The 12,331-nt window shown below is 67.7% G+C and carries 11 protein-coding genes and 1 tRNA gene; 7 read left to right on the forward strand and 5 right to left on the reverse strand.

The features are described 5' to 3' along the window. Positions 1-4 precede the first annotated feature (4 nt). The 4 genes from EH231_RS21270 to EH231_RS21285 all read right to left on the reverse strand — a co-directional run bounded on the left by EH231_RS21270 (position 5) and on the right by EH231_RS21285 (position 5,712). Entirely contained in the window at positions 5-1,723 is a 1,719-nt protein-coding gene (locus tag EH231_RS21270; protein ID WP_124713275.1) for a diol dehydratase reactivase ATPase-like domain-containing protein, read from the reverse strand. Continuing rightward, the gene (locus EH231_RS21275) at positions 1,720-2,052 is read right to left on the reverse strand and encodes a diol dehydratase small subunit (protein WP_090430046.1); all 333 of its coding nucleotides are present in this window, start codon (positions 2,050-2,052) and stop codon (positions 1,720-1,722) included. The genes EH231_RS21270 and EH231_RS21275 overlap by 4 nt, the downstream gene beginning before the upstream one ends. Then, positions 2,049-4,268: a propanediol/glycerol family dehydratase large subunit gene (locus tag EH231_RS21280; protein WP_090430800.1), complete on the reverse strand. Its 2,220-nt coding sequence runs from the start codon at positions 4,266-4,268 to the stop codon at positions 2,049-2,051. Before EH231_RS21280 ends, EH231_RS21275 begins: the two co-directional genes overlap by 4 nt. Before the next feature lie 88 nt (positions 4,269-4,356). Further along, positions 4,357-5,712 carry a WS/DGAT/MGAT family O-acyltransferase gene (locus tag EH231_RS21285; protein ID WP_164480971.1) on the reverse strand — a complete coding sequence of 452 codons (1,356 nt, stop codon included), beginning with the start codon at positions 5,710-5,712 and terminating at the stop codon, positions 4,357-4,359. Between the two features lie 110 nt (positions 5,713-5,822). On the opposite strand from EH231_RS21285, the gene EH231_RS21290 reads away from it, so the two are divergent. The 7 genes from EH231_RS21290 to EH231_RS21320 are packed head-to-tail and all read left to right on the forward strand — an operon-like array spanning position 5,823 to position 12,168. Beyond that, positions 5,823-6,218: a hypothetical protein gene (locus EH231_RS21290; protein ID WP_241177783.1), complete on the forward strand. Its 396-nt coding sequence runs from the start codon at positions 5,823-5,825 to the stop codon at positions 6,216-6,218. Next, complete coding sequence (locus EH231_RS21295) at positions 6,178-7,971, forward strand: peroxidase family protein (protein WP_124713276.1); 1,794 nt, start codon at positions 6,178-6,180, stop codon at positions 7,969-7,971. Before EH231_RS21290 ends, EH231_RS21295 begins: the two co-directional genes overlap by 41 nt. Then, complete coding sequence (locus EH231_RS21300) at positions 7,968-8,438, forward strand: hypothetical protein (RefSeq protein WP_206429604.1); 471 nt, start codon at positions 7,968-7,970, stop codon at positions 8,436-8,438. The genes EH231_RS21295 and EH231_RS21300 overlap by 4 nt, the downstream gene beginning before the upstream one ends. 5 nt (positions 8,439-8,443) lie before the next feature. After that, positions 8,444-9,805, forward strand: coding sequence for a hypothetical protein (locus tag EH231_RS21305; RefSeq protein WP_124713277.1), 1,362 nt, complete (start codon positions 8,444-8,446; stop codon positions 9,803-9,805). Further along, positions 9,790-11,205 (forward strand): Dyp-type peroxidase, encoded by a 1,416-nt coding sequence (locus tag EH231_RS21310; RefSeq protein WP_124713278.1) that lies wholly within the window; start codon positions 9,790-9,792, stop codon positions 11,203-11,205. The genes EH231_RS21305 and EH231_RS21310 overlap by 16 nt, the downstream gene beginning before the upstream one ends. After that, entirely contained in the window at positions 11,202-11,666 is a 465-nt protein-coding gene (locus tag EH231_RS21315; protein ID WP_124713279.1) for a DoxX family membrane protein, read from the forward strand. Before EH231_RS21310 ends, EH231_RS21315 begins: the two co-directional genes overlap by 4 nt. Continuing rightward, a complete protein-coding gene (locus EH231_RS21320; protein WP_124713280.1) occupies positions 11,623-12,168 on the forward strand; it encodes a nitroreductase family deazaflavin-dependent oxidoreductase in 546 nt (181 codons plus the stop codon). Before EH231_RS21315 ends, EH231_RS21320 begins: the two co-directional genes overlap by 44 nt. A gap of 44 nt (positions 12,169-12,212) precedes the next feature. Here EH231_RS21320 and EH231_RS21325 read toward each other — a convergent pair. After that, positions 12,213-12,303: transfer RNA gene (locus EH231_RS21325), tRNA-Ser, on the reverse strand. Positions 12,304-12,331 lie beyond the last annotated feature (28 nt).

Here is a 12,331-nt window from a genome sequence, read left to right on the forward strand (position 1 = left end):
TGTGTCAGCTCCGCGAAGCGGTGGCGCACAGGTGCACCAGCCCGGACGCCACCGCGAACCGCGGGCCGTGCACACCGTCGATGTTGGCCCGCCCCACCACGACTCCGACGCCGCGAAGAGATTCGCCGACGGTGCGCAGCAGTTCGTCGTCGAGCGCTCCGCCGCCGGCCAGCACCAGGGCGGTCGGGGGTTTCTCGAACGCGGCCAGGCAGCGGGCGATGTTCGCCGCGACGGTCTCCTGCTTGATCGCAAGCCGTAGGCTGCGCCATTCCTCCGCAGCCAGTTTGGTGGAGAACGGCACCAACCCGACAGTGCCGCGGGTGCACAGTCTGCCGATCGCGTCGGCCGGGGCGGGCGCGTCGAGGAACAACCGCCGCCCGTCCTCCTCGTGGGCGACGTGCGGGCCTTCGACCCGGATCGCCGGAGTGCGCTTCACCCGCTCGGCCAGTGCCCGCGGGATGTTCAACATGCGCGCCACCGCGACGGTGATGGTCTCCCCCGCGCCCGCCGCCGTGACCGTACGATCCTGACCGATCAGATCTATGGTGCCGCCGCCGATATCGCATACCACCGAATCCGGCGGCAGCCCCGGCGTGGTCCGTGCACCCCGTGCTGCGGCCTCCGGCTCCCCTGCGATCGTGCGAGCCGGGCGCCCGGTCAGCTCGGAAAGTGTCGTCGCGGCATCCTCGACATGATCGGCCGCCAGCAAGGCCACCACCGTGCCACGCGCATCGGCCACGCCACGGCGCAACCACGTTCCGCTGTCCAGTGCGGCCAGGTCGGTGAAAAAGGCGTCGTCGACGGCGATCTCACGATCGGCGGTCGGGATGGAACGCAACCGGATCCGCACCACGCTGCCCGGTGGTTCGCGACGCAGGATGGCGTGGGCCTGAGCGGGTGAGTACCTTACGAGCGTTCCGTCGATGCTGAACTCGATGTAATCGTCGTCCACCGCGGGCGGTTCCGGCGCCTCGGTACGCGCCGTCACGGCGATGGCCGGGGAATCCGCCAGCTCCCTGGTGAATTCGGCGACGTCGTGGATCTGCTCGTGACCGAGCTCCAATGCCGCACACAGCGCGATCGGATCCGCCAGCGCCCGGTACGCGCGCCCCTCGGCCACCACCTCCACCGCGACGAGCACACCGGAGGGCAACCCGTCGAGGACCACCTCGTCGACCACGGGAATGTCGAGCGGAATCCGGTTGCGGATCAACACCGCATCGTCCTGGGCGGCCAGTACGCCCTCAATGGTCCAGCCCCGGGACACCGCATCGGTGATCGCAGCCGCGGCGACCTCGAAATCGGTGTCGCCGTCGACCGAGACGATCACCGGGCCGGCCTGCGGTTCCGACACCAGGTCCCCCAGCGGCACGTGCCGGCCGACGGCGTACCCGGTACCGGCCGGGGTGCTGGCATCGGACTTGCGCAAGCTGCGCACCGGTGAGCGCGGCGACGGGGCCGGGGCCAGCGGCGCGGTTTCGGTGTCGACCGGACGGATCGCCGAGAGCGCCAACTCATCGGCGCTTACCTGAGCGTCGACCTCGATGCGGTGCAGCAGCGCCGCCGCCCCTTCCAGCGAGTCCCGGGATCCCTTGCGGCCCCGGGTCGGTGCCTGGCCGTGGCTCAGCGGTTGCACCTCGCCGTTGTCCACGCGGGCCAGGACGATCTCGGTGGTGTGGTTACCGACGTCGATCCCGGCGACAATACGGCCGCGGGGGGTCACCGCAACAAGCCCCGCCGGGCGTACACCGTGGCGGCCTGCCGCACCAGTTCCGCACAGCGCGAGGCTCCGCGGGTTTCCAGGGACGCCTGCAACGCGTCGAGTTCGGCGGCCGTGGAGCGGTGCGGGCGCAGCGCCTCGTACAGGCCCATCACCTCTTCGTCGCCGATTGTGGCCAATTCGGCTGCGCGCAGGAAGTTCTCGGCGAGCTGGGGGTTCCCGTTCTCCTCGGCGACCACCGCCTGGTGTGCCAGCGCCGCCGGGTTCATCCGCAGATCCGACAGGTCGAGTTTGCCGTCGACCGCGGCCTCGACGGTGAACTTCTCGCTCATGCTCGCGTCACCTCCACTGTGACGGGTGCCTGGCCCGGCTCGCTGGCCTCACGTTCCAATGCGACCAGGGCCACCGCGCGGGCGTGGTAGCGCGCCGAGATCGATTCGTCGGTGCCCCCGGTCAGGATCGGCACCGGAGCCATGCCCTTGGCGTGGCGGGCCGCGTTGCGGCCCAGTTCCCGATAGTTACGCGCCGTCAACAGCGGGGCCACGCTGAACAGCTCCAGGTTGGCCAGCGGCGCCAGATCGCGACGGTGGATGAGCGCAGTGCCCTTGCCCTGCAGTCCGATTCCGATCCCCGACCCGGACAGTTTGGCCGCGGTCAGTCCGATCAGGCCCACATCGATGGTCGAGCGCACTCGGACGAACCGCGGCACGCAACCCTCCTCCTCCAGCCCGGCGGACAGTTGGCGGATCACCTCACCGATCGGCAGGCCGCACAGGCTCAGCCACACACTGCGACCCAGTGCCGGGGACAGCCCGATGACCACCTCGCGCGGATCGCTGCCCTGCCGGGCCGGTTCGAGATCGGTGACGCTGATGTGGCCGGCATGCTCGGCCTGGTCGGCGGTGAGCTCGGTGCCGTTGCGCTGCTGGCGGATGTTGTCGATCTCGGCGCGGCGCTCGTCGGTCAGCGTGTAACCCGTTCCGGGACCGGTGTAATCGTTCGGGTCGGTGATCTTGGACAGCACCCGGAACTGCTCGTCGAAGATCGCCGAGGTCTGCAACTGGTCGCCGCGCAGGCGTTCGGCCGTGAGCCGCATGATGGCCTCGGCCTCGTCGTCGTAACCGGTGCGCTTCAGCGAGGCGATCACGTCGAACACCGTGAGCTGCTTGGCCTCGATGGCGTTGGCCGCCTCCGCGACGGCCTTCGGATCGCCGGGCGGCAGATCGCGTGACCCGTTGGCGACCACCACCTCCTCGATGTGACTGTCGTCGAAGTCCGCCAGGCCCAGGTCGCGGTACACCGCCTGCACGGCCGTCGCCGCCCTTCGACGGACTGCGGCCAGGTGCTCGGCCGACACCGTCCGCAGGCCGCCGTCGGCACCCCAATCCCGTTGCAGGACCAGGAAATCGTCCATGTCGTCGGAGTTGAAGTTGGACAGCGCGAAGGCGTTGTCGTAGCGCGGGATCGAGCCGAACCCGGAGAAGATGAAGTCCGCGCCGGCCAACAACACCGGCAGGGTGTGCGCGCTGCGGCGGATGTCGGATTCGGAGATCAGGTTGTCATTGCCCGCGCACGACTCCAGGTCCCGCATCATCACCATCAGGTTCTCGGCGAGCAGCTCCTTCATGCCCTCGGGCACCGAGGCCACCACACCGACCCCGTCGATGCCGCCGTTCTGCACACCCTGCGAACCCAGCGCCCGGGCCAGCGACACGCAGCGCGATTCCAGGTACAGGATCGAGCACTTCTCGGCCGCGCCCATCAGCACCTCGGCGCCGCCGCCGCTGGTGACCCGCATCTTGAGCCCGCGCGACGCGTAGGCGCTCGTCAGGATCGCCTTCGAGAACGGGGTGTCGTCGCCGTCGACGAACACCTGCTCGGTGCCGTAGATGGAGATGGTCTCGGCATAGCTGGTCAGTCCGCGCATCCCGAGCCGCAACTCCAGCGCCTCCTCGATGGCGCACTGCGCCATCGCTCCCGGTGTCCCCACCTGCGAACCGATCAGCAGCGCAACGGCATTCGAGGACGCATCGCCGAGCACCGGCACCGTCGTCTCGACCTCGCGGAACCCGTAGGCCACCGCGCTGGCCGCATCGGCGGCGATCAGCATGGGATCGTCGAGCTGGTTGGTGACGTGGGCCTGGTTGCTCGGGGTACGCCGGACCCGCATCTTGGCCATCGCCATCTGCATCTCGACCGGCGTCAGTACCGCGATGACCCTCGCGAGTTTGGCCGGTGTCGTGCCGCCGATCAGCCGGACCACCTCGGCGCGCGGCACGTTGAGGTCGACGGTCTTGCGGGCCAGTTCGGCGTCGGACATCGCCATGGCCTCGGGCGCGACGCCGAGGTCGAGACCGTAGCGGGCGATGAACTCGTCGATCACGTCGAAGTCCGCGGCAGCCTTGCCGTCCATCTCGATGACCTGGCCGTCACGCAGCACCAGCGACGGTTCCGGATCATGCGGGCTGCGCATCGCGACCAGGCCCAGATCCGGATTGGTCACGCTGAACCCGTCGAGATTCACCGGTTTCGCATCGAGGACCCGCATCCTGCCGAGGTAGGCACCGCCGTCATCTGCCACGCCGACCATTTTGCGTGACGAACCCTATTTGGTCTACCCATTACGCCTTTTGGTGTCAGACCCCGGACGCGACCTCCAGCGCCTTGAGCGAGTCCTCCAGATGGCTGAGCATCCGCTGCAGATGCGGCACACTGCGCCGGCAGCCGACCAGCCCGAAATCCAGGTTGTCAGCGTTGTTGGCCAGGGTGATGTTCATCGCCTGCCCGTCCAGCGCGATCGACAGCGGATAGTTGCCGTCGAGCCGAGCCCCCTTCCAGTACAACGGATGTCGCGGTCCGGGCACATTGGAGATGACCAGGTTGAACGGCGGCGAGGTGGCCCCGACGAAACCGGGCACCGCGGCCAGGCCGAGCGGGGCGATCATCATCGCCGACAGCGCCAGGGCCTGAACCCGCGGCAACTCCGAGAACACCTTCTTGTTGCCCCGCATCGACTCACCGACGACTGCCAGCCGCTCCGCGGGATCTTCCAGATCGGTTCCGAGATTGCACAGGACCGAGCCGACCAGGTTGCCGCCGGCGTCGGCCTCGTGCTCGGCGCGCAGGCTCACCGGCACCATCGCGATCAGCGGCCGGTCCGGCAGCGCGTCCTGCTCGACCAGGTACGCACGCAAGGCGCCCGCACACACCGCCAGCACCACATCGTTGACCGTGAACCCGGCGGCCTGCGAGATCCGCTTGAACCGCTCCAGCGGCCAGGACTGCGCCGCGACTCGACGAGCGCCACCGATCTTCACGTTGAACATGGTCTTAGGAGCCGAAAACGGCAACGTGAGCTGTTGCTCCAGCAGCGCCGAACGGGCCAGCCGCAGCGTCGACGGACCCAGTCCCGCGACAGATCCGGCCGCATCGGTGACCGTCCGCAGCAGCGATGAACCCTGATGCGGGCGCTTCCTGCGCGGCAGCGCCCACGGCACCCGCACCTCGGTATCACCGGGATCCTCGGAAAGCGTGCGCATCAACAGTTTGAGCGCCGACACCCCGTCGATCAGCGAATGGTGCATCTTCGTGTAGACCGCGAACCGGCCGTCGGCCAGCCCCTCGATCAGGTGCGCCTCCCACAGTGGACGGTGCCGATCGAGCAGGCTGCCGTGCAGGCGCGAGGTCAGCTCGAGCAGATCACGGACCCGGCCCGGAGACGGCAGGCCCGAGCGGCGCAGGTGGTAGTCCAGGTCGATGTCGTTGTCGTAGGTCCAGCCGACGTTCGCGATGCCGCCAAGGATGGTCGCCGGGTGCTTCCGGAACACGGGCTCGACCTCGGTGTGGGCAACCATCTGCTCGTACAACTCACGCACGAAGTCGCGGTCCGCACCGGCGGGGGGCTCGTAGAGCGCGAGGCCGCCGACATGAAACGGATGCTCCCGTGTCTCGGCGATCAGAAACATCGAGTCGGTCGGCGACATCAGCTCCATGGACACATTCAACGCTGCTGCGCCAGACCTCGACGAAAACCCGGCAAAACAAGTAGCCCACTACGCGTTCCCCCGCGCCGCTGAGCCCGCAAGATCTGTGCATGACGAACGTGGCGCGCAAGGTGCTGGCGCTGATCAGAATTTTCAACGGGCTGGCCGGACTTCTCGCACCCGAGAAGCTGCTGGGCCGCCTCGGTGTCGACACGGCTCAGGACCGGTCCGGCACCTATCCCTTCCGGATGTTCGGCATCCGAACCGTCATCATCGGGCTCGAACTGCTCCTGCTGCGCGGCGAAGAACTGCGTCGCGCCGAAAAACTCGCGGTGCTCATCCACGCCACCGACACCGCGTCCGCCGCCGTCACCGCCGCCCGCGGCGATCTGCCACGCAAACAGGGCCTGGTGGCCATCGTCATCTCCGCAATCAACACCGCACTAGCCATCACCGCATGGAAAGGAGGCCAGGATGCCATCCCTGCTGACAAGGTGGTTCATCAAAGCCACTGAGGTTGTCGACCGACGGATCGGCTGGGACAAGCTCCCACCGTGGATCGGGCTCGGCGTCCTGATCGGGGTTCGCGACGCGCTGCGCGAGCACAATCTCTACGACTCCTACCGGGGCAATCCCCCGGCGGCACCGGCACACACCCCTGCCGAATATCTCACCATCAGGACCGTCGACGGCTCCTACAACGATCTGTCGGCACCGTCGATGGGTATGGCCCACACCCGGTTCGGGCGCAACGTGCCGCTGGACGGGGGACATGCCGAGCAGCCGCCGCACCTGATGGACCCCAACCCACGGGCGATCAGCAACGAACTGCTGCGCCGCGACACGTTCAAACCGGCCACCACCCTCAACATCCTGGCGGCAGCCTGGCTGCAGTTCGAGACCCGCGACTGGTTCAGCCACGACACCGACCCCAGCCGGATGATCGAGATTCCGGTGCCCGATGACGACGAATGGGACGAGTCCACCATCCGGATCCCGTCGACACCGGCGGACCCGAACCCGACGCCGGGCGACTCGACGTTCATCAACACCGAGACCCACTGGTGGGATGCCTCGCAGATCTACGGCAGCAACCAGCTGTTCCAGGATGCGATCCGCACGAAGGACAAGAAGGACGGCAAGGTTCGCATCGACGCCGACGGTTTCATCGACCTCGATCCGTCGTTGCTCGGTGCCTCCGGCGGCGCGGACGGCTGGTGGCTCGGCCTGGAGCTGATGGGCACGATCTTCCTGCGCGAGCACAACGCCATCTGTGACCGGCTGGAAGCCGCCTACCCGACCTGGTCCCCCGATCAGATCTTCCACAAGGCGCGCATGATCAACGCCGCCCTGATCGCCAAGATCCACACCATCGAATGGACGCCGGCGATCCTGGGGCACCCGACGCTGCAGATCGGGATGCGGGCCAACTGGTTCGGCCTGGCCGGCGAACGCGTCAAGCAGCTGTTCGGACGGATCAGCTCCAGCGAGGCGATCAGTGGCGTCGTCGGGTCGGCGACCGATCACCACACCGCGCCGTACTCCATCACCGAGGACTTCGTCACCGTCTATCGCATGCACCCGCTGGTGCCGGACGACTACGAGTTCCTCAACCTGGCCGGAAAGGCCGAGCCGCAGCAGCTTCCCTTCGACAGCATCCACGGCGGCGCCAACTCGCGCGGCGTGCTCAAGAGCGTGGGGATCTCGAACTGCATCTACTCGCTGGGCGTCGCGCACCCCGGCGCGGTCACCCTGCACAACAGTCCCAACTTCATGCGCCGCTTCGACCGCACCGACGGCCACGTCATCGACATGATCTCGACGGACATCATCCGGTCCCGCGAGCGAGGGGTGCCGCGCTACAACGACTTCCGCCGCCAGCTGCGGTTGAAGCCGGCGACATCGTTCGACGAGATCAGCGGCGGGGACCGCGACACTGCACTCAAGATGAGCGAGATCTACGGCGGTGACATCGAGAAGGTCGACGCCATGGTCGGCATGTTCGGCGAGAAGCTACCCGAGAAGTTCGGGTTCAGCGATACGGCGTTCCGCATCTTCGTGCTGATGGCGACCCGCCGGCTCAAGAGCGACCGGTTCTTCACGGTCGACTTCACGCCGCGGATCTACACCCCGGAGGGGATCGCCTGGATCGCCGACAACGACATGTGCTCGGTGCTCATTCGGCACTACCCCGAGCTCGAACCCGTTCTGCGCGGCCACAGCAACGCGTTCGCGCCGTGGCCCCGACTCGGTCAGGAACCGCGATGACAAGCCCCGAGCCGGAGCTGACCCGGCGGATGGCCCTGGACGAGTCGCTGTTGCTCGGCTACCCCAACAGCGCGTTGGACCTGCTGTTCCGGCAGTCCGAGGCCGGGCCCATCCCCGACGGGGACACCCGGGGCACGCTGCTGGCCTGGCCCGGGACGTGGCTGGCCAAGCCGCTCGCCCTGCTGGTCCGCGTGATCATCTGGCAGGGCAAGGTGCTCGACCGTCGCGAGGGCGTGCTGCGCAACAAGGTGACCCCGTTCGGTATTCGGCTCGTCAAAGCCCGGCTCTCGATCGCATCGAGCTGGGTGGACGACGGTGACTGCGTGCTCATCGACTACTCCACGACGTCGTTCCTCGCGCGCATGGTGCGCGATGAGATCCGCCAGGTCGGCCCCGGCCTCTACCTCGGAGTCGTATGGCTGTGGCGGAAACGCGTCGGGTGGTTCACCATTCGCTCGACGGGGTGACCGCGATGCCACACCAGGAAGCGTTCACCGTGCTCGCCGAGGTCAGCCGGGATCAACTGGCCGCGCTTCGAGAACTACTGGGGCGTATCCCGGACCACGTCGAGCGCTGGGACGTGATGCCCTTCGAGAAGCTGAGCGGACTGCACTTCGCCAGGCTCGTGCTGTTCGAACCCGCCGAGGATCTCGACGGGCGCCCGGTGCCCGCTCAACTCGCATTGCTGACCGACGTCGACGCACCGCTGCGCGGGCATGTCGATGAGTTGGCGACGATCTGCGGCCCGGGCCTCGACGCGGTGTTCTCCCACTGCGTCGGCTACCCGGACACGGCGTCCGTGCCGGACCGGCGGGCGTTCCTGCGGGCCCATCAGGTCAAAGTCGCTGCGGCACACATCAACCGGCGTGGCCGTTCGGTCGGCCAGATCCGGCAGGAGGATCTGCTGCAGCGCGAGATCAACAGGTTCCTGGACGCGGGCGACCTCGGGTCGCTGGATCCGGGGAAGATCAAGAGCGCGGTCGTGGACTTCGTGCGCGACCGCGAGGACCTGGCGTGGGCTCTGAAACAGGCGGAGGGGCCGTCGTTGGCGTGGCGGGCCAAAGAGGCTTTGCACAAGTACTTCTGGATCGCCGCGCTGGCCGTGGTGACGGTGCTGTTCCTGCCGCTCGTGGTGCTCGGCCTCGGGTTGTTCACGCTCGTACTCCGCTACCACGAGAAGCGCGACGTGCCCGACACCCGCGGCGCCGCACCCGATGTGGTCCGGGCCTACCGCGACGACGAGGACTTTTGGGCGCACAACCAGATCGTGGCCGTCGGATTCCTCAAGCCCGGGCCGTTCCGCCGGCTGACGACGACGGCGATCTTGTTCCTGACCGACTACGCGACCCGCCACATCTACAACCGCGGAACCCTGTCCGGGCTCAACACCATTCATTTCGCCCGGTGGGTGCGGATGAACGGAAACCGCGGCCTGTTCTTCTCCAGTAACTACGACGGCAGCCTGGAGAGCTACATGAACGACTTCATCGACAAGGCGTTCTGGGGGCTCAACGCCATCTTCAGCAACGGCGACGGCTTCCCGCGCACGCGCTTCCTGTTCTTCGGCGGCATCACCGACGAGAAAGCCTACAAGAAGTTGCTGCCCACCCGCCAAGCCCCGAGCAATGTCTGGTACAGCGCCTACCCGCATCTGACGACCAAGAACATCGCCAACAACGAAGCCATCCGCCAGGGTCTCTCGGACAAGATGAACGATGCCCAGACGCGGCGCTGGCTGCGCCGATTCGGTTGCGGCAACGACCTTCCCGAATCCAATTGGGCGGCCCGAAAGCTCGACAGCATTCCCTGGGACAGGCTATGGCTCTCCAACTAGACGACATCCAGGGCGTCATCCTGCACGGCTACGGCGCGCTGGAGGACGCGGCGTTCCTGCTGCTGACGATCGACGACGTCGCGGCGGCCAAGCGATGGCTGTCGCGGCTTCCCCTGCGCGACAGCACAGTCCGGCCCGAGGCCACCGACACCTGCACCAACATCGCCTTCACACCGTCGGGCCTGGTGCGGTTGGGGCTGCCACCCGAGCACCTCGGCATGCTGGCCGGCGAGTTCCGCGAGGGGATGTCCGGCACCGAGCATCGCCGCCGCATCCTCGGCGACCACGGTGATAGTTCGCCGTCGAGCTGGCGATGGAACGGCGACGACATCCACGCGCTGCTGCTGCTCTACGCGCGTGACGCTGACGCGGTCACCGAGTTGGAGAACAGTCACGACCTGCCCGGCTCCGGTATGCGCGTCGTCAGGCGGCTCGATTCGCTGACGCTCCCGGGACGCAAGGAGCACTTCGGTTTTCGCGACGGTATCTCGCAACCACTGATCGACGGCTACGACGAGAGCGGACCGGCGGGCAACACCGTGGCCCCGGGCGAGTTCGTGCTCGGCTATCCCAACGCCTACGGGCAGTACACCGACCGGCCGCTGGTGGACGCGTCCGCCGACCCGCGAAACCTGTTGTCCGCGGCGGCCGATGCGCCGGCGCTGCGTGACCTCGGCAAGGACGGCAGCTACCTCGTCTTCCGGCAGCTCAAGCAGGATGTGGCGGGGTTCTGGAACAGCCTGGCCGAGCGTTCCGCCGATGTGCTCGACCGGGTGCCGGCATGCATCGGGCTGGCGGCCAAGATGGTCGGTCGCTGGCCCAGCGGTGCGCCGCTGGTGAAAGCGCCGACCGCCGACGATCCCGCACTCGCCGACGACAACGACTTCATGTACTTCCGGTCCGAGGATGCCGACGGTCTGAAATGCCCGATCGGCTCGCACCTGCGGCGGTCCAATCCACGCGATGCGCTCGACCCGGTTCCCGGATCGGACCGGTCGATCGATGTGGGCAAGCGCCACCGCATCATTCGCCGCGGCCGGGCCTATGGTCCGCCCCTGGCGCCATCCATGGACCCCGCCGACATGATCGGGGCGCGCGACGACGGCGCCGAGCGCGGTCTGCACTTCATCTGCTTCAACACCCAACTCGGCCGGCAGTTCGAGTTCATCCAGCACACCTGGGTCAACAGCACCAAGTTCGACGGCGGCTATGCCGAGGACGATCCGATCGCCGGCGCCCGCGGCAATGGAAACGGCAACGGGACAGGGACTTTCACGGTTCAGCAGGAACCGGTCCGCCGGCGCGTCACCGGGCTGCCCCGCTTCGTCCACACCGTCGGGGGCGCGTACTTCTTCATGCCAGGTGTGGCCGCCACGCGTTATCTCGCGGCCCTGCCATGACGGCCTGGCGGGAGTGGGCTCCGCTGCCGTTGCGCCTGTTCCTCGGCGGCGGGCTGATCCTGCACGGCGGCATCAAACTGTTCGCAACCGGCGGCCACGCCAACATCGCCCATCTGGTCGGGCAGCTCGGCGTGCCGTTCGCCGACGCGGTGGGCTGGCTGGTCGGGGTGGTCGAGTTCGGCGGCGGACTCGGCATCCTGCTCGGCGTCTTCTTCCGGCTCGCCACGGTGGTCAATGCGCTCAACGTCGCCGGCCTTCTGGTGCTCGGCTTCGTCGCGGGCGGCATCCCCGCGCCGCTGCCCGGCGGTGATCCGCTGCCCGGTTTCCGGGAGGCACTGCTGATCTTGGCGGGCGTGGTCAGCCTGCTGCTCAGCGGACCCGGCCGGCTCGCGCTGGCCGGAACGTTAGGAGGTCACCATGCGCAGCGACAGCCTGAGTGGGATACCTCGGGTCGAGCTTGACTCCCGGCCCCGGTGGAAGCGGCAGTTGTTCTGGTTGATCGGCGGCAAGTTGTTCACCACCGAACGGGCCGCGGGATTCTGGCGGCGACGGATCGCTCCGCTGGAGGCCCCGGTGATGAAGGCGACCCGTGGGCGGGCACGGCTGAGTTTCAGCATCCCAGTATTGGTGCTGACCTCGACCGGCGCCCGCAGCGGCAAGCGGTACGAGACCCCGCTGGCCTACTTCACCGACGGTGACGACGTGGTGCTGATCGCCTCCAACTACGGGCGTGACCGCCACCCGAGCTGGTATCACAACCTGCTCGCGCATCCGGACTGCGAGTTGCACATCGGGTCGCGCGGCGGACGGTTCGTCGCACACGAGGCCACCGGAGCCGACCGTGACCGGCTCTACGCGCTGGCCGCCGACCGGCTCAACAAGGGTTGGAACGTGTACGAACAGCGCACCGACGGGATCAGAACCATCCCGGTGCTGCGGCTGTCGCCCGACAGCCGGGCATGAGAACCAAAAACCCGCCGCCTGCGATCACAGGTAGCGGGTTTTTATGGCGGTGGCGGAGGGATTTGAACCCTCGGACGGGGGTTACCCGTCACACGCTTTCGAGGCGTGCTCCTTAGGCCGCTCGGACACGCCACCGTGTGGCAGCTTACCGGGCGAGCGCCGC

Source organism: Mycolicibacterium nivoides (genome assembly GCF_003855255.1).
GTDB classification, from domain to species: Bacteria; Actinomycetota; Actinomycetes; order Mycobacteriales; family Mycobacteriaceae; genus Mycobacterium; species Mycobacterium nivoides.

What these genes read in the sequence shown, in the direction of transcription:
- EH231_RS21275 (WP_090430046.1), bottom strand. Translation starts at nt 2,052, where the DNA reads ATGAGCGAGAAGTTCACCGTCGAGGCCGCGGTCGACGGCAAACTCGAC.
- EH231_RS21280 (WP_090430800.1), bottom strand. Translation starts at nt 4,268, where the DNA reads ATGCGGGTCCTCGATGCGAAACCGGTGAATCTCGACGGGTTCAGCGTG.
- EH231_RS21285 (WP_164480971.1), bottom strand. Translation starts at nt 5,712, where the DNA reads ATGGAGCTGATGTCGCCGACCGACTCGATGTTTCTGATCGCCGAGACA.
- EH231_RS21295 (WP_124713276.1), top strand. Translation starts at nt 6,178, where the DNA reads ATGCCATCCCTGCTGACAAGGTGGTTCATCAAAGCCACTGAGGTTGTC.
- EH231_RS21300 (WP_206429604.1), top strand. Translation starts at nt 7,968, where the DNA reads ATGACAAGCCCCGAGCCGGAGCTGACCCGGCGGATGGCCCTGGACGAG.
- EH231_RS21305 (WP_124713277.1), top strand. Translation starts at nt 8,444, where the DNA reads ATGCCACACCAGGAAGCGTTCACCGTGCTCGCCGAGGTCAGCCGGGAT.
- EH231_RS21310 (WP_124713278.1), top strand. Translation starts at nt 9,790, where the DNA reads ATGGCTCTCCAACTAGACGACATCCAGGGCGTCATCCTGCACGGCTAC.
- EH231_RS21315 (WP_124713279.1), top strand. Translation starts at nt 11,202, where the DNA reads ATGACGGCCTGGCGGGAGTGGGCTCCGCTGCCGTTGCGCCTGTTCCTC.
- EH231_RS21320 (WP_124713280.1), top strand. Translation starts at nt 11,623, where the DNA reads ATGCGCAGCGACAGCCTGAGTGGGATACCTCGGGTCGAGCTTGACTCC.